This is a genomic window from Aquimarina sp. AD10, from assembly GCF_003443715.1.
In the GTDB taxonomy this organism is placed as follows: domain Bacteria; phylum Bacteroidota; class Bacteroidia; order Flavobacteriales; family Flavobacteriaceae; genus Aquimarina; species Aquimarina aggregata.
The window spans coordinates 1,979,692-1,996,298 of the sequence record NZ_CP031965.1 but is presented as its reverse complement, the minus strand read 5'-3'; the positions used below and the strand labels follow the sequence as shown (position 1 = coordinate 1,996,298).

17 protein-coding genes and 1 tRNA gene are annotated in these 16,607 nt (G+C 31.7%); 13 read left to right on the top strand and 5 right to left on the bottom strand.

All coding sequences use genetic code 11. The features are described 5' to 3' along the window. Positions 1 to 62: 62 nt before the first annotated feature. Together D1816_RS08450 and D1816_RS08445 are read right to left on the bottom strand one after the other, a co-directional pair. Positions 63 to 788, bottom strand: a complete 726-nt coding sequence (locus D1816_RS08450; protein ID WP_118502201.1) for a hypothetical protein — start codon at positions 786 to 788, stop codon at positions 63 to 65. A gap of 101 nt (positions 789 to 889) precedes the next feature. Continuing rightward, positions 890 to 1,642: a hypothetical protein gene (locus D1816_RS08445; protein ID WP_066318596.1), complete on the bottom strand. Its 753-nt coding sequence runs from the start codon at positions 1,640 to 1,642 to the stop codon at positions 890 to 892. Positions 1,643 to 1,998: 356 nt separating this feature from the next. Here D1816_RS08445 and D1816_RS08440 point away from each other — a divergent pair, with 356 nt between their 5' ends. From D1816_RS08440 to D1816_RS08420, 6 genes are all read left to right on the top strand, one after another. After that, positions 1,999 to 3,300 (top strand): cytochrome ubiquinol oxidase subunit I, encoded by a 1,302-nt coding sequence (locus D1816_RS08440; RefSeq protein ID WP_118502199.1) that lies wholly within the window; start codon positions 1,999 to 2,001, stop codon positions 3,298 to 3,300. A 2-nt stretch (positions 3,301 to 3,302) separates the two neighbouring features. After that, entirely contained in the window at positions 3,303 to 4,325 is a 1,023-nt protein-coding gene (locus D1816_RS08435) for a cytochrome d ubiquinol oxidase subunit II (RefSeq protein WP_066318592.1), read from the top strand. A gap of 185 nt (positions 4,326 to 4,510) precedes the next feature. Beyond that, on the top strand, positions 4,511 to 6,184 hold the full coding sequence (locus tag D1816_RS08430) for a T9SS type A sorting domain-containing protein (RefSeq protein ID WP_147405031.1): 1,674 nt from the start codon (positions 4,511 to 4,513) through the stop codon (positions 6,182 to 6,184). Positions 6,185 to 6,350: 166 nt separating this feature from the next. Next, a complete protein-coding gene (locus D1816_RS25605; protein WP_157766198.1) occupies positions 6,351 to 6,500 on the top strand; it encodes a hypothetical protein in 150 nt (49 codons plus the stop codon). Between the two features lie 54 nt (positions 6,501 to 6,554). Beyond that, complete coding sequence (locus tag D1816_RS08425) at positions 6,555 to 6,761, top strand: hypothetical protein (protein ID WP_066318590.1); 207 nt, start codon at positions 6,555 to 6,557, stop codon at positions 6,759 to 6,761. Between the two features lie 215 nt (positions 6,762 to 6,976). After that, positions 6,977 to 7,051 (top strand) — tRNA-Pro (locus D1816_RS08420). A gap of 39 nt (positions 7,052 to 7,090) precedes the next feature. Here D1816_RS08420 and D1816_RS26200 read toward each other — a convergent pair. Further along, positions 7,091 to 7,216 (bottom strand): hypothetical protein, encoded by a 126-nt coding sequence (locus tag D1816_RS26200; RefSeq protein WP_255420556.1) that lies wholly within the window; start codon positions 7,214 to 7,216, stop codon positions 7,091 to 7,093. A gap of 255 nt (positions 7,217 to 7,471) precedes the next feature. On the opposite strand from D1816_RS26200, the gene D1816_RS08415 reads away from it, so the two are divergent. From D1816_RS08415 to D1816_RS08385, 7 genes are all read left to right on the top strand, one after another. Further along, positions 7,472 to 8,062, top strand: coding sequence for a hypothetical protein (locus D1816_RS08415; RefSeq protein ID WP_118502195.1), 591 nt, complete (start codon positions 7,472 to 7,474; stop codon positions 8,060 to 8,062). Between the two features lie 442 nt (positions 8,063 to 8,504). Then, entirely contained in the window at positions 8,505 to 9,038 is a 534-nt protein-coding gene (locus D1816_RS08410; RefSeq protein ID WP_118502193.1) for a hypothetical protein, read from the top strand. An 82-nt stretch (positions 9,039 to 9,120) separates the two neighbouring features. Continuing rightward, entirely contained in the window at positions 9,121 to 9,498 is a 378-nt protein-coding gene (locus D1816_RS08405; RefSeq protein WP_118502191.1) for a hypothetical protein, read from the top strand. Positions 9,499 to 9,597: 99 nt separating this feature from the next. Further along, on the top strand, positions 9,598 to 11,034 hold the full coding sequence (locus D1816_RS08400) for an SBBP repeat-containing protein (protein WP_118502188.1): 1,437 nt from the start codon (positions 9,598 to 9,600) through the stop codon (positions 11,032 to 11,034). A 124-nt stretch (positions 11,035 to 11,158) separates the two neighbouring features. Next, positions 11,159 to 12,889: a histidine kinase gene (locus D1816_RS08395; protein ID WP_118502186.1), complete on the top strand. Its 1,731-nt coding sequence runs from the start codon at positions 11,159 to 11,161 to the stop codon at positions 12,887 to 12,889. Then, positions 12,886 to 13,578, top strand: coding sequence for a LytTR family DNA-binding domain-containing protein (locus D1816_RS08390; RefSeq protein ID WP_118502184.1), 693 nt, complete (start codon positions 12,886 to 12,888; stop codon positions 13,576 to 13,578). The genes D1816_RS08395 and D1816_RS08390 overlap by 4 nt, the downstream gene beginning before the upstream one ends. An 86-nt stretch (positions 13,579 to 13,664) precedes the next feature. Then, on the top strand, positions 13,665 to 14,486 hold the full coding sequence (locus D1816_RS08385; protein WP_118502182.1) for an alpha/beta fold hydrolase: 822 nt from the start codon (positions 13,665 to 13,667) through the stop codon (positions 14,484 to 14,486). A gap of 192 nt (positions 14,487 to 14,678) precedes the next feature. Here D1816_RS08385 and D1816_RS08380 read toward each other — a convergent pair whose 3' ends face one another. Both D1816_RS08380 and D1816_RS08375 read right to left on the bottom strand, forming a co-directional pair. Continuing rightward, positions 14,679 to 15,125 (bottom strand): avidin/streptavidin family protein, encoded by a 447-nt coding sequence (locus tag D1816_RS08380; protein WP_066318582.1) that lies wholly within the window; start codon positions 15,123 to 15,125, stop codon positions 14,679 to 14,681. A gap of 426 nt (positions 15,126 to 15,551) precedes the next feature. Then, positions 15,552 to 16,457, bottom strand: coding sequence for a M57 family metalloprotease (locus D1816_RS08375; RefSeq protein WP_066318579.1), 906 nt, complete (start codon positions 16,455 to 16,457; stop codon positions 15,552 to 15,554). Positions 16,458 to 16,607 lie beyond the last annotated feature (150 nt).

The following is a 16,607-nucleotide window of genomic DNA, read 5'->3' as shown; positions in this document are numbered from 1 at the left end:
AATGTTTCTTCTTGTTTAAAAGAGGATGTCAAGTATTTGACATCCTCCTATTTGTGTTGAAATCATAAAAGTAGTGTACCTAGGCCTACAGACGTAGTGTTGTAATAATCCCAGCCCGTATTGGTAATGTTATCTAACCATGTATTTGGTGTTGTAGAAATGAAGGAGCTTCCTGAAGCAGGAAAAACTTGGTTACTATTAAGTAAAGAAACGTTATAAGAAGTTATAAACCATCCATCTTCTCCTTGTAATCTTATATTTGCTCGTTCTAACTCGATCCACGATAGCCCTGTATATGGGATACAAATACCAAGAAGGTAGAGATCTGTTTGTCCTAACTCTCTATCATTATTTGGATTATTTAAAGTTAAATACCCAGAATTATAAGTTCCAAAATCATGATCAAAATCTACTGAGGCCTGAACAATTGCATTTGTATTATTATAGGGATGATTACCCGTTTGAGTAGATATTTGAAAATATACTATAGTGCCGTTTACTTTATTTTGCATAGTTTTTCTTTTAAAAAAGTTTTTAACAGCTTCATTCCAATGAAGTTCGGTTATTTCTTTATTCATTTTATTGTCAAAACTCATATGCAATAAAGGAAGTATACTCTCTTGTTGTTCACTTAATTCTTCATCATGATGTTCAGTTTTACTTCTAAACCCTTCATCATTTATTATGTTAGTTTCTTCATGGATTATTTCCTCTGGTTTTTCACAAGCAGTAGATATTATTACTAGTACCAGTGCTATTGTCGATAATTTAAAAATTGTTGTTTTCATAATATGTAGTTTTAAGATTGTACTTTTATTTTTACAAGGTTTTTTTGAAACCTCTTTACTTTAAAAAAAAGGTATATTAGATACACTTTTTTGTTTTGTTATTAAAAGATAACGCGTCCAATACCAACGTTTCCAGTATTATATCTATCCCATGTATTTAGATAATCATTATCTAGCCAAATATTAGGTGAAGACAATATAAACGATCCATATACACCGTCTTGTAGAGTTGAAGATGCATATCCAGTTTGATCACCTGGATATATTTTTACAAAAAAACTTTTAACAACCCAACCATTAGTACCAGTAAGTTCTAGATGAGCATGTTCTGCTTCTACCCAAGATACAAGCTGTCCTACTATTGAGGCTCTAAAAAAATAATAGTCCCATTGCCCTGATTTTCGATCATCTCCATTATTTAGATCAACATAACTTGTATGATGATTCCCGGCACTTGTATTAAATGAAACTTTTGCTCTAGCCAGTCCATCTGTTTGATTATAGAGTTCATCACCTGTTTCAGTTTGTATCCAGTAATGCCAATCGCTTGCAGATCCTTTAGTATTTTTAATCGGATTCTTTTTTAAATACTCTTTAATAGCTTCATTCCATTGGAATTCTGCCTCTTTTTTGCTAATACTTTTATCAAAACTCATATGTAATACGGGATATTGGACATCTTCATTTTTAACATCTAAAATTAGATCGTTATTACCGGTTTCACTTCTAAACCCTTCGTCATTAAGTTCGATGGTTTCTTTTGTGATAACATCTTCTGACTTTTCACAAGAAGTAATACATAATACTCCTAGGATTAAGGATGCTATGATTCTTTGATTTCTAAAATTTTTCATATTTATTAATGTTAAGATTATTTACTTTTTTTAATTGGTTTTCGAAATCCTATATGTACAAATTTGTTGTTGCTAAATTATTGGTAATCAATTATTTATTTGTAAGGGTGAAACCTAGAGTTTAAAACCTAGGGTTTTCCCTAGGTCGATAAAAGGCATATCGATAAAAGTTTATTGATATGCCTATAAAACAACACTGTTTTTTCTTTAAAAAACCACGTTTAGATCGTATCTTTATGACATAAAAGAAACTTCCGGGAAAATGATCTTTTTTTAGACATATGTAACTAATGTTACCTACTATACTAATGTCTAATAGTACCTTTATAGAATTAAAAGACTTAAAAAAGTAATTTATGGAAAACCTTGATGCAGCAAGACTTCAGATGGCATTCACCCTTATATTTCATATTGTTTTTGCTTGTATTGGTATGGTAATGCCTTTTTTTATGGTAGTATCTCATTACAAGTGGTTAAAAACTCGAGATCAAGTATATCTTACCCTTACCAAATCATGGCAAAAAGGAGTAGCCATATTTTTTGTAACTGGTGCTGTTTCAGGAACAGCACTATCTTTTGAATTAGGACTTTTGTGGCCTGAGTTTATGAAACATGCAGGGCCTATTATAGGAATGCCTTTTTCATTAGAAGGGGCGGCATTTTTTGTAGAAGCAATAGCCCTAGGATTTTATCTCTACGGTTGGGGCAAATTACCAGAACGTTTCCATTGGATAACGGGGATCATAATAGGTGTTTCAGGAGTTGCTTCGGGGATATTAGTTGTGGCAGCAAATGGTTGGATGAATTCTCCCACTGGTTTTGATTATATCGATGGCGAGTTTCTTAATATAGATCCGGTGCAGGCGATGCTTAATCCGGCTTGGTTTACTCAGGCACTTCACATGACCTTGGCAGCGTTTACTGCTACAGGTTTTGCCGTAGCAGGAATTCATGCATATCAAGTATATAAAAATCGAAAAGTAGCACTGCATAAAAAAGCATTTAAAATAGCAATTACGTTTGGAGCTGTGGCCGCGATACTACAACCAATTAGTGGTGATATTTCTGCAAAAGATATTGCAGAAAGGCAGCCAGTAAAATTAGCAGCTATGGAGGCACATTATAATACTGAAAAAGGAGCTCCTTTGTATATTGGAGGAGTAGTAAATGATAAAACGCAAGAAGTAAAATATAAAATTGCTCTTCCGGGGATGTTATCATTTTTAGCTTTTGGAGATTTTGATGCAGAAGTAAAGGGACTTAATGATTTTCCAGAAGATGAACGGCCTAATGTAGCTATGGTACACTATGCATTTCAGGTGATGGTTGGGATAGGTACAATGCTACTCTTAGCGGGGCTATTATATTTTGTATCGCTAAAAAAGAAAAAGTGGCTCTCTAATACCAAATACTGGTTATTATTTGTGGTATTGGCACCAATGGGATTTATAGCACTAGAAGCAGGCTGGATCGTTACAGAGGTGGGTAGACAACCTTGGATCATTCATAATATCATGAGAACAAAAGATGCAGTAACTCCAATGCCAGGTATTGTGGTTAGTTTTTATACCTATATCGTTGTTTATCTTACACTTTCTGTTGCAGTAACTTGGTTAATGCTACGACAAATAAGAGTGTTAAATCATTCAAATCATTAAGTATGTTATATGTTGTTTTATTCTTTCTTATATTTTCGTTGTATCTCTATGTTATTTTGGGAGGTGCCGATTATGGAGCAGGTATTGTAGAACTTTTTTCTTCAGAAGAAAATCAAAAGATTACCAAAAAAACAATTTATCGTGTTATGGGCCCCGTTTGGGAAGCAAATCATATCTGGATTATTATCCTTATCGTAATTTTGTGGATCGCTTTTCCCGCATATTACAATGTCTTGGTTGTTTATCTACACATACCTCTTACTATTGTTTTATTAGGAGTTACATTACGTGGCGTTGCTTTTGTATTTAGACATTATGATGCGATTATAGACGATTCACAAAAATTGTATGACACCTTGTTTAAAATCTCAAGCTTTGTTACTCCAATATTTTTAGGAATTGTATTTGGAGCTTTGATTAGTGGAGAAATACCACTAGAAGCAGATATAAGTAGTTTAACTTTTTATGATGCCTTTATTGGTTCATGGCTTAATGTATTTAGTGTATTGGTTGGATTGTTTTTTGCCGCTTTATGTGCATTTTTATCAGCCGTACTATTAATAGGAGAAGCAGAGCAGGGTAACGAAAATATCTATGTAAGAAAAGCTACCATAGCTACAATAGTTGTTTTTGTAGTGGGATTACTAACTTTTGTTTATGGATATTTTTCAGATAATGTTTTTGTGCAAGATTTTATAAAAAATCCATGGACTATTATTTTGGTGGCTATTTCGGGATTATTATTATTTCCATTATGGAAAACGATTAATAGTGGTAATAAAGTTTGGAGTCGGTTTTTTGCAGGATTACAAGTGTTTTTAATTTTATTGGCGGCTATGGTATCTCACTTTCCAGATATTATAATAACCACCACTGGTAGCATAAGCTTATTAGATAATATTGCCCCTGATAGTGTAATCAAGGTACTTGGAATTTCTCTATTAATAGGAGGTGCAGTAATCCTACCAGGACTGTTTCATCTTCTTAAATCTTTTAAAATGATCAAAATCTTAGAAAGAAAGTAGCCGTATGGATTTGGATATTTTTGTAAGATTATAATACCATATTGAAAATTTAAGTTTTATAAAACATTTTTTTAGGTGTTGGAGTATGTTGGTTTTTAGAATTAATTCTCTAGTTTTGTTAAGGGACAAGTAGTTTTTGGAATGTAAATCTTTAGCGTAGATTAATTAATATTAAATCAATATTTGTGAAAAGAATTATTCTTTGTGTTACAGTCCTACTTGGGTGTTTAATTACTAATGGTCAAGTTACAAACGGAGTCCCCAGAAGCTCTTCTATGAAACTGAATAGAAATATTCCTGTAGTAGAAATGCCATCTTTTGATCTTAAAAAACTTCAAGCAGAAGATGCTATAAATGACTTAAATAGTGCTAAACCTTTTAGATTTGGACATGAATTTAATGTTGATTTAGATCTTAAGAACTCTGGAGTTATAGAAAAACTACCTAATGGAGATCAAATTTGGAGAATTACTATTAAATCTCCTGGAGCTCATACGTTAAATTTTATTTTTGATGCTTTTGAGTTGGCAGATGGAGCAGAGGTTTACCTATATAATCAGGATAAATCTTTCACTTTAGGCGCCTATACCAGTAGGATGAATAATGAAAATAAATCTTTAGGAACCTGGATTGCCGACGGAGATACAATAACAATCGAATATTATATACCAGCTAAAGTAAAAGGGCTAGGTAGCTTTCATATAGGTTCTGTCATTCACGGATATAGAAGTGTAAGTAATTTTGAAGCTCATCAAAAAAGACTAAACGATTCTGGTGATTGTAATTTAGATGTTAATTGTTCAATAGGATCTGATTTTGATCCATTAAAAAATAAACTTAAAAAATCCGTAGCCTTAATATTAAATAATGGGAGTGATTGGTGTACAGGAACTTTAATAAACAATACGAGTAATAATAAAGCTCCTTATCTTCTTACTGCTAATCACTGTAGCGGAAATGAAGCAAATTGGTCTTTCAGGTTTAATTGGATAAGCACCAATACAGTATGTGCAACAGAAACAAGTAGTACAGATAATGGTCCTAGTAATTACTATACAACTAGTGGATCAAAAGTTTTGGCAAAAAACCAAGAATCTGATTTCGAATTAATTGAGATAACAGGAGGATTAGATAATGCTTGGGATTTAGAATGGGCTGGATGGGATAGGAGTGATAATACGCCAACATATGTGGTAGGTATACACCATCCTAGTGGTGATATCATGAAAGTATGCAGAGATGATAGCGGCGTTACCAAGATAAGACAAAATGCTGGTGGGTTTACACCAGAAGCAGAAACTTGGGATATTACAAATGCTGGTCTAGGTTGGGAGCAAGGCGTTACCGAAGGAGGATCTTCTGGTTCTGCATTATTTGACCAAAATGGAAGAATAATAGGGCAATTATATGGGGGAGATGCGGCATGTGCATCAACCAATGATAATGATTTACATGATTACTACGGGAGATTTGCTACTTCATGGGATTTTGGAACTACAAGTGATACACGTTTATCCGATTGGTTGGATCCAGAAAATACAGGCTGTATAGTGCTAAATATGTTGTCAGAAGTTAATGCAGGTGTGATTGCTTGTGATACCGAGATCGTAAAAGAACCTAATAAAGAAACTGTTTTGTTTCCTAACCCAACCAAAGGAGAACTTTTTGTTTCTAATATAGGTGATGATACACTAAATTATATTGTTTTTACAGTTTTGGGTAAAAAGGTTCTTCAAGGTGCTATGAATAAAGGAAACAATACCATAGACCTATCGGTAGTAGCATCAGGAGTATATTTTGTTCAGATAGCGAATAGCGCCTCTAACGCAAGTTTTACTAAAAAAATCTTTGTAGAATAATTTAAGTCGTAGACTACCTAATTTTATTCACTTTATATATTATAAAAGCAGTACATCGTACTGCTTTTTTTTATGCTGTCTCAGAATTTGAGATTTCTTCGAGCTAGTTTTACCCCAGATTAAAATAAGAAACAATACAAAGCGTACTATTTAAAATTCAATCAAAATGAAAAATCTAACAAACAAAGAATTAAGAGAAACTAATGGTGGAATCGATGGTTTAGCCATATTAGCAGCAATTGCAGAAATCGAAAGACAAAGACAAGCTATCGAGAAATTAGGATCATTAACAGGTACTACAGACGATATCCACTAATAAGATATCGTAAAGATTAAGGGCAAAAAATAAACATTACTAAAATTAGGACTTATGAAAGATTTAAAAAAAATAGGGAAACCACTAAATAGAGCACAACAAAAAGATATAAAAGGGGGATTAGACAGATTACCAATGAACGATCTTAACGATTGTAGATTTCCTTTGGCGGCACCACCAGAAGGATGTAATTGGCATCTTAATTTAAAAACATGTACAGCGCAACTTATATGTTCTGACTTAGCAGCATTTGCATTTTAATATGCAAAGATTATCTTAAAAGGTTAGATAGTCTTTTTACTTTAGATTATAGGATATGGTCCTATATCATTAAAAGCTCTGGGATGCATTCCGGAGCTTTTTTGTGGTTGTATATTTTAGAAGAGACGGGATAGTGATGAGGTATAAAAAAATTAAAAAAGAAACCTTTGCGTTTTACTAAATAGCGAGAAAAAATTATATTTGCAATCCAATTTCGGGTAGTAGCTTAGTCCGGTTAAAGTGCTGGTCTGGGGGACCAGAGATCGGAGGTTCGAATCCTCTCTACCCGACAGTTTTAAAACTCCTTTATCTAGGGAGTTTTTTTATTTTTATACGTTTCCTATTTCTTCTTTTTCTCTAATAGTATTATTTTGATTATCAAAATGTAATACATAGAAATCTTGTTGTGTTTTGATAAAACTTCTTTCACTATAGCCATGATTGTGGTTTGCCATAAAGAAGTTCACATAAATGTAAATATATTCACGATGAGAAATAAAAAAGAAAGAAGTATATAGCAAATAAGTGCTAATTCGCAAAATTATTTTTCGTTTTAAACGACTACCAAATTTAAAAAAATGGGTTTTAGAATAGAAAAATAATTGACAAAATAAAAAGTTTTGACTAGATACTTAATTGAAAGCTTACTGTTTTTAATCTCATACTATTCTTACGCATAACGTTAAATGTAACTTTAAAAATCAAATACTATGAGAAAAATGATTTTACTATTTATTATTGTTTTATCAAGTTGTGTTAATGATGATGACGGTACTAGTTCGCCATTGCCAGAATTAACCTTTGAAGGAAAAAACACATTTGGCTGCACTATCGATGGGGTCAACTTTCTACCGAGAGAGAGTGGATTTAATTTAAATGACCCTATTCCCGAATTAACTTCGCAATATGTATTCATTAATCTGGATGCGCCAAACGGATATTGGTTTTCAATTTTTGCAGACAATGAGGTTTTAAGTCAATCAATTACGATTGAACGAATTTTATCGGATATGCCATTAACAGAAAGAGTCTATACTTTTGGAAATCAAGAGCATGGAGTGTTAAACGCCGATTATCAGACGATTGGAGACCTTGTAACGAACGAATATGGGAATGATTTTCGAAGATGGACTAATTATGCAACAACAAATCAAACTGCTGGAGAGTTAAATATCATAAAACTAGATCAAGACAAACAAATTCTATCTGGGACGTTTTGGTTTGACTGTGTTGATCCAGAAGGTAATATAGTTAAAATAAGAAACGGTCGATTTGACGTTAAGTACAAAAACTATTACTAAAAAAACATAAAATTTATAATTACAGTTACGGCAGATTTTCAATTCGGTTTGTATTTGCTTAATAGTTGGAGATTCAAGTAAAATAGCAAGTTATGGACCAAAAAACTTCAATAAACTAATGTTTAAACTTGCAAAATTTCATTTCCCTGACTGGATTGGCTTTGATAATAAAAGGAGCTCATACAATCCTGAATTAGCAAATAGAATCCTAAGGATTCAAAAGGTTGCTGAATGGCAGTTGAATAAAATGTTTGATAATGAAACTTAGAAAGTTAATAACATTGTATTAAGACACAGTGTATACTCACCATTACCTATACTTAAAACCCAAGACAACATTTGATTAAGAATGATTAAATTTGATACTTCAATCACTTTTTTGAATTTTTAAAAAGAAGAGATATAGAATAATTATAAAGAGACTTAACTAAAACGAAAAAAAATGACTCGATTATTTAGTGTAATTCTGCTTCTTTTTTGTTCTTGTCAAAAGCCTGATAATTCCAACACCGGATGGCAGAAAGTATTTCAGAATGATGAAAATGGAGAAACAATTTTTGGAGACAAATCAAAACTAATTGATGCAGTTAGACTTGGATATCCAATTAGGATAGGTTGGGGGAGTAATCGGGTAGAACATGTTGCAGATGCAGACTTCTTAACTATTTTTGAAGGAGAAGAGGTATTTGCTCAAATTAAAACAATACTAGGTCAAGCACCACGAATAGATGGAGATTCTCTTAAAATTAGATTTAGAACGCAGAATCATTGGACAAGTATTGCTGGAACGAATGGATATACAACTAGCATAATGACAAATTATATGCAAGACACCTTAGTTGGAGGTGATAAGGATAGGTATAGGTCATCAACATGGTATGTTCTTTATCCAAATCATGGATTAAATATAGAAGCTAAACCTCTATGGCAAAAAACATCACCTAATTGGGAAAAATGGAAAAAGGTTAATGAGTAATTTGAGATATAATTATTTATAAAACAGTGTTTGAAATGATTGATGGTAGAGGAGACTGTCTGTAACAAAATATAAGATTTAAATGGATATTAAGATAAATGATAAAAAGTTTCCTAAAGAAGATTTAATTAAATTAATAGCTAAAAGCAAACTGCAAACTATTGTTCACATTAGGAGTATTACGAATATCGGCTTAAAAGATGCTAAAGAAATTATCGAAAATTTGGAAAAGAATCCCGATTATTATGATAACTCGGTTATAAAAATAATTGAGAGAGAATTTATTGAAGGAGAAAAAATCACCTTTGATTTTAAAAATACTAAGAGGCAAAAATCAAAAAGTAATATAGAGAAAAAAGTAAACTCACATATCATAAAAAATGAGAATTCTAATAAGATATGGACGTATATAATAGGGATAATTTTTATGATCGCTCTTTTATATTTTTTTATAGAATAACCTTATGTGATATTCACACGACCCTTGTGCACTTCATCATTTACCCTTAAATAAATAGAACCTTTGTAATTAATTTTGATTTTAAAATAAATCATAATCATGAAGAAACTATTAATTACGGTAATGACTATTCTAATTTTTTCAAAAAATGAGTTATATAGTCAAGAATTGTCACCTTCAATCCTTTACTCGACATATTATGGCAACATTGGAACCGATGATGCAGATGTTGTTGCTGTTGATCCAACTGGAAACACCTACTTAGGTTGTCACTCAAATTCGGTAAGTTTACTTGGTGATGATAAACACCCATATACACTTAGCGGGGGGATGGATGCTTTTGTTGTAAAACTAAACAATAAAGGAAAAGAGGTAAACTACTTAACTCATCTTGGTGGATCAAAATGGGATGCCGTTCAGGGTATCGTATCAGATTCTATTGGTAACATCTATGCAGTTGGCACTACATATTCGTCTGATTTTCCAATACATTCGAACGGGTTTCAACCCAAGTTTGGAGGAAAGAGTGATGCTTTTGTAGTTAAACTTAATCCTGAAGGAAAAGTAATTTGGTCAACTTTTCTTGGAGGAAGTAAAGATGAAGATGGCAGAGGTATCACCATTGATCAAGACGGTAAAATTCATATTGTCGGACGAACTGCGTCTAGTGACTTCCCTACCGCTAATGGAGCTTTACAATCAAAATCGGCTGGCGGAATAGATGTATTTGTTGTAACCTTTGATTCTAATGGAAAAATGTTAAGGTCAACTTATCTAGGCGGATCGGGGGATGATATTGGTTATGCAATCAAGTTGGATAATGCTGGTCAACTTTATATTGCCGGTACAACCAACTCATCAAATTTTCCTCTTAAAAATGCTATCCAAGACAAAAACAAAGGAGAAGATGATGCTTTTTTAGCTATAATTGACCAAAATAGATCAGTCATTAATTTTGCTACTTATTTGGGAGGAAAAGAAACCGAAAGACTCTACGCTATTGATCTTGATCCTTCAGGAGATGTATTTTTGTTGGGATTTACAAACTCATCAGACTACCCAACTACAACTGGTGCGTTTCAATCTGAATTAGGAGGGGTTAGAGATGCTTTTGTGACAAGACTAAATCTACAAAAGAGAGCGATTTTATATTCTACTTATTTGGGAGGAGATAAAGCAGATAACCCTAGAAACCTTGTAGTGGATAAGAAAGGAAATGCATTTGTTATAGGGTATACAGCTTCCAAAAATTTCCCAATAGTTAGTCATCAAGAAACCATACTTAGTGGTCGTGATGACGCATTTGTTACAATGCTTGATTCGAGCGGATCATTTCTCCATTATTCCACTTTATTAGGTGGAGAAGGAAGAGATTTTCTTGAAGGTATTGCTATGGGAGTTGATGGCTCATTAACAGTTTCAGGAGGATCAGGTTCAATAGATTTTCCAACGATAAACTCGTTACAAGATACTTTTATTCCAGGCGGTCGATTTGATATAGTTGTTGCTCGTTTTATGATTCCAAAATATAAATAGAACTAGGTCTCCTAAGTAACATAGTGTCAAAGTTTCAACCCAAGTAAACGAAATAAAAATCCTATAAAATAAATATAGAAAAAGTAACTTTATCAGAAAATCGAATCCTAATCCATAAATAAAATTGAAATTATTTTTAATAATAAGTTTATTTTTAAATGTAACATCGGTCAATGATATTCCCGAATATTCTGGGAGTATCATTGATTTAAGTACATTTAATATTGCTACTCTATACAAAGATAGTACAAAGCAATTTCTAGCCGATAAACAGAATGCCATAGGTATTTATGATATTGTAAGCAAAGAGAAAGGATTGTGGTATGTAACACTGGATTTTGAAATTACTGAAGCGACTATTAATAATGGTGATATCTGGTTAGAATTTCGAACTAATATAAATGCTGCAACGCTTTATTTAAACGGTAAATTGTTTTTTAGAAATGGGATAATTGAAAACCTATCTCAAGCAAAAACTGAAGGTGAAAACTTAGTAAGAAAAAGAATCCCAAAAGAATATCTGGTAGATGGAGATAACAAAATTGAAATAGAATTTACGAACTATAAGAATAAAACAGGTGCCATTTTTAGAGATTTATCTATTGGTAGTTTAGAAGCATTTCAAAAACATACAGCTGTGATGACGACAGCACCAATTTTACTGTTGGGCATGTTTATTTTCTTCTTACTTATAAACCTAGTTCTCTATTTTTCATTAGATCGAAAAGAAGTATTTCTCTTTTTGACAATTCTATTTTTAATTAATAGTTTGTTAGTTGGGTATGAAGTGCTTTATTGGAATGGCTTTGTCCCAGCGTCTTCTTTTATTCATAGCTATACTCTTCGAAGTGTTTTAGAATATGGTACTTATTTTATATTACTTTTCATCTTATATTTTGAGTATAAATATGAAAAGAAAATTCTTTTGCTTTCAATTCTAGCTTTCATAACAGTTTATATTTTTGCTGCTTTGACGGGTATAAATATTGTCATCGCTCTCAGCCTGTTACCTTTTAGTATAAGTTTACTTACTTCGTTAAAAGGAGAAAAAAATAGAAATATTATTACATCATCATTATTTGTATTATTTTTCCTCAATTACTTGGACGATCGTAATGTTATTGAAGATTACGATTTTGTACATAGCAATTTTATAATTACATCTATAGTTTATAAATTAGATAGTCTTGGTGTGGTTATTTTTGCACTAGTCATGATTTTCATTTCAGCAAAAGGAATACTATCTAAAACAAAGTCACTTAACGAAGCAAAACTTAAGCTAGAACGTCTTGAATACCAATTTTTGCAAAAGCGCATTTTACCACATTTTATAATAAATTCTTTAATGTCATTGCAACAATTGATATCAAAAGAACCCGAAATTGCAAATAAAATGATTGAAGCGTTATCAGAAGAGTTTCATTTATTATCTATGATGAGTAAAAAGAAACTTGTTTCGATAAATCAAGAAATTGAAATATGTAAAGTACATCTTAGAATTATGAGCATCCAACAAAAGACCAATTATAAAATGGAGGTAAATGGAATTAATGGTAATGAAATGATTCCTCCTATAGTTATACATACCTTAGTAGAAAATGGAATTACTCATGGATATTCAGGTAATCAAAATGCTAATTTTAAATTAAGTAAGCAAGAAACATCAAGTTCAATATTGTATCACCTTTTTAATGATAGCAATATAAATACAACAAATTTAGCACATACTTCTGGTACAGGTTTAAAGTATGTCGAAGCTAGATTAGAAGAATGTTATCCAGGAAAATGGAAACTATATTCGAATAAAATTAAAAATGGTTGGGAATCTATTATTGAAATAAAACATGATTTATGAGAGTCTTAATTGTAGAAGACGTTACTCTTGTTGCTGAACGCGTTTCCGATTTAACAAAAAAGTATTTACCTGACTGTAAGGTTAGAATATCATATACTTTAGAAGACGCAAAGTATTGCATTACTGAGGAAGTATATGATTTGCTCTTTCTTGACCTTAATTTAAATGGCAAAGATGGTTTTATACTATTAAAATTAGTTACGTCATCATCCTTTCAAACAATTATAATTACAGCAAACAAAGAAAAAGCATCTGTTGCTTTTGACTTTGGTGTTTTAGATTTCATAAGTAAACCTATTTTAGAAAAACGATTCAAAGTTGCTGTTGACAGGTTTTTAAATGGTAACGGTACATATCGTGAAAAACTAAAGTATCTAACTATTAAATCTAAAGGAGTAATTAGTTTAATTACTATTGAAGATATTGAATTTATTAAAGCTTCAGGAAATTATTCTGAAATATATACTACAAATGGAGGTTCCTTTTTACATGACAAAAATTTAGAAAAACTAATAAAAATACTTCCTGATAATTTTATTAAAATTCATCGTTCTTATATTGTTAAAAAAACCGAAATAAAAAAAGTGATTAAACATGGTGGAGGAAAATATAGTTTAGAGCTAACAAGTGGTAAAATAGTTTCATTAAGTCGAACGATGTATAAAGAATTCTTCTTAAATAATTATTGATATAAAACTTGTTACAACCGTATACTATCAAAAACTTAAATGTAACAATACAACCTATGAATCGTCTTCCTTGAAAAAGGAAAATCATGAGAAAAATAGTTTACCTACTGCTATTGCTAATACTATTAATTCATAATAAAGGTCAATCCCAGACCTTGGATACACTTATTACCATTGACAAGTACAAACTACATTTTGAAATCATAAAGGGTAAGGGCACACCCATTCTTTTTGAAGCAGGTAATGGTAATGATTGTAGCGTATGGAAACCCCTTTTACAAAACATTAGTAAAGCAACAGGAGCTCCCTTAATAACATACGATAGGGCAGGCCTAGGAAAAAGTGAAATAGATACTACTAAAATTTCCTTTAAACGAGAGGTCAAAAACTTAGACAAGATACTTGAACAGCTTGGATATGGTGAAAGTTATTTTTTAGTAGCGCATTCGTTTGGCGGGTTTTATGCATCCGAATTTGCACAGATAAATAAGAATAAGATAAACGGAGCGGTTTTTATAGATACAGCAACACCATGTTTGATGACAAAAGAGTGGGCTTCTGATTATAAAAATAGTCTCCCCGCAGATGTTTGGGCAATGTTAAAACAACATAGGGTGGGCTTGTATTATGTATTGCAAAATCTCCCAACTATCGCAACCTATATGTCTACACGATTTATTACCAATGAGATGCCATTAACGTTAATTGTTGCAGAAAACTTACCCGATGCCAATACCCTAAAAACAGAAGAGGATAAGGTAAATTGGGTACAGTGTTTACAAGATTTTGGTCGCCAGTCCAATCATAATTATGTGGTAGCAAAAGGTGCTGATCATAAAATTTGGGAAAAAAGCCCAGAACTTGTGATAAAAGAGATAATACAACTGTATAAGTTAACAAATCTTTAAAAATTTTCTAAGCACTTACTCTAAATAATAGTAGAAAAGCCTTAAAAATTATAATTTTTAAGGCTTTTTTTAAAATCATACAACAGACACACATAATGTTGTATGATCGAACACTACAAGAATTCGTACTATTTGGGTTATTTGTAAATACTAACTATATAATAGGATAGCAATTTTTTTGTAGTATAGTATCTATTTTATGCGAGTAAAAACATCGTTCCCAACAAATACAGAGGCATAATCTTTACTAGGGATAGTTTCGTTTGCTAATAAAAAAATCGTTGTTATTTTATTTTCTGTGGGATGAAATTGACCGGTATACGAAGTTACAGATCTGTATTCTGGGTCATTGTTAGATGGCCAATAGACAGAAAACGATAGTGCTAAACCTTTGTCTTTTATAGGTTGATGATTATCAATGGTACCTAATAATCTGCGAGGTCTTCCTCCTTCTCGGGTAAAGCTTCCATGTAGTATGCTTCCTTGTGATGCTAAAAATAATTTTGATCCAGCTTCACTTTCCCAATGACCATATATCGGGCCAAAGATATCAGACTTTATCATCGGGTTATAGCTTCGTATTGCAGTTCCGATAGTATTATCAATATATTGTTCAATTTTATCTAAATTTTCAATCATCTTTCTTGATATTTAATTATTACTAATTTTAAATCGGGTTTTGGATTTTTCTTACGTAATAAAACTATCTGTAGCTACTTGATTTGTGTTTCATAAGGTTTATACTAAATTAGGGGAAAATTCCCTTAAAAATATTTCATCTTATTGCACCGGTATACCCTTATTTTATTGATGTTTAAGTGACTTTGGTGATACGCGTTTTCCATATTATAGGTGTTGGTTTTTTTGCTTTTTAAATTGAAATTTAATTTTAAGAAACTTATGGTCTAAGTTGTATATTATGAAGTAGAAAATTGTGATGATAAAACTCTTCGTATCATTAACTATATGAAATAATAATGCCCCACTAATTTTGGATTAAATTAGTGGGGCATTTAATAAATTTGTTATTTAATTTGGATCACAAATGGTATGAATGTGTACCTATTAAAAAGATTGTCCGTTATAGGCTCTTCTCATAGCTTTTTTATCTTCTGCAGTAAAATCACCGATAGCATAAAAATTACATGCTCTCATAATAGAATTGATATAATCGCCACTAGAGTTAGTACCAGGGATTAAATCTACTTGGTTATCACTAAAATCTCCTGCATCTTCTAAACCAAAAGGAATACAACTTCTTCTTGTTTTATAATCTGCATGTACAAACCCTATTGCGTGGCCAAGTTCATGCATAATTAAAGATACAAGTTCTGATTGTGGCCAATTAGACCCTTGTGTTCTTGTATTAATACCAATAAGATCTCCTGGGTTTCCGTTTTCAGGAAATCTTGCTCTACCATCAAAACCACCACTAGTAAAACTATCACTAGATATGATAACGATGTCAGGACGTGTATTTCCAAAATTATTTACTCCAATTAAGATTCTAAAATCTATTTTTTTCAAGTTTAATGATTTATAACGATGGATTACTGTTTGTGCTGCATTTCGTTGTTTATTGTCTAAACCTTGCGAACCCGAAGTAACCACACCAACAGTGATCATTCTTTTACCTTTTTTAGGTAAGGTTATTCTACTTTTATTAAAGAATAGTTTTTGATCTGTGTTTTCTATCATCTGGTCCAGCTCTTTGTACGAAATAAAGTTATCCGATATTAATAAACCTTCGATAGATTCTCCAAGAATAGTCTCTTTAAATTCTTCTACAATATTACTTTCGGGAGTAATGCCATTTAGTTTTAATGCATTAAGTTGTGTTTCGTTTAGTGCTATAGTAGTTGTATTCATCTCTTCTTGATTTATAGTATCCTCTGTTTCACAAGAATTAAGGATTAATAAAAAAGATGTTGCCATTAGTAAATAGCGAGTTTTTAATAAGTTGATTTTCATTGTAGTATGGTTTTAAATTAATTTGGTTAAAACTAGAGTTTTACAAAAAATAAAAAACCGTGATATGTATGAAGTGTTATTCTCTTTTCATTAAGGTGCATTTATATTGTGTTACTTGAAAATTCCTGAAATTAATTTAGTGGTTAGCTC

Excerpts from the sequence above, each read along its gene's own strand:
- D1816_RS08400 (WP_118502188.1), top strand. The coding sequence starts at position 9,598 with ATGAAGAAACTATTAATTACGGTAATGACTATTCTAATTTTTTCAAAA.
- D1816_RS08375 (WP_066318579.1), bottom strand. The coding sequence starts at position 16,457 with ATGAAAATCAACTTATTAAAAACTCGCTATTTACTAATGGCAACATCT.
- D1816_RS08385 (WP_118502182.1), top strand. The coding sequence starts at position 13,665 with ATGAGAAAAATAGTTTACCTACTGCTATTGCTAATACTATTAATTCAT.
- D1816_RS25605 (WP_157766198.1), top strand. The coding sequence starts at position 6,351 with ATGAAAAATCTAACAAACAAAGAATTAAGAGAAACTAATGGTGGAATC.
- D1816_RS08440 (WP_118502199.1), top strand. The coding sequence starts at position 1,999 with ATGGAAAACCTTGATGCAGCAAGACTTCAGATGGCATTCACCCTTATA.
- D1816_RS08390 (WP_118502184.1), top strand. The coding sequence starts at position 12,886 with ATGAGAGTCTTAATTGTAGAAGACGTTACTCTTGTTGCTGAACGCGTT.
- D1816_RS08435 (WP_066318592.1), top strand. The coding sequence starts at position 3,303 with ATGTTATATGTTGTTTTATTCTTTCTTATATTTTCGTTGTATCTCTAT.
- D1816_RS08380 (WP_066318582.1), bottom strand. The coding sequence starts at position 15,125 with ATGATTGAAAATTTAGATAAAATTGAACAATATATTGATAATACTATC.
- D1816_RS08450 (WP_118502201.1), bottom strand. The coding sequence starts at position 788 with ATGAAAACAACAATTTTTAAATTATCGACAATAGCACTGGTACTAGTA.
- D1816_RS08445 (WP_066318596.1), bottom strand. The coding sequence starts at position 1,642 with ATGAAAAATTTTAGAAATCAAAGAATCATAGCATCCTTAATCCTAGGA.
- D1816_RS08405 (WP_118502191.1), top strand. The coding sequence starts at position 9,121 with ATGGATATTAAGATAAATGATAAAAAGTTTCCTAAAGAAGATTTAATT.
- D1816_RS08415 (WP_118502195.1), top strand. The coding sequence starts at position 7,472 with ATGAGAAAAATGATTTTACTATTTATTATTGTTTTATCAAGTTGTGTT.
- D1816_RS08410 (WP_118502193.1), top strand. The coding sequence starts at position 8,505 with ATGACTCGATTATTTAGTGTAATTCTGCTTCTTTTTTGTTCTTGTCAA.
- D1816_RS08425 (WP_066318590.1), top strand. The coding sequence starts at position 6,555 with ATGAAAGATTTAAAAAAAATAGGGAAACCACTAAATAGAGCACAACAA.
- D1816_RS26200 (WP_255420556.1), bottom strand. The coding sequence starts at position 7,216 with ATGGCAAACCACAATCATGGCTATAGTGAAAGAAGTTTTATCAAAACA.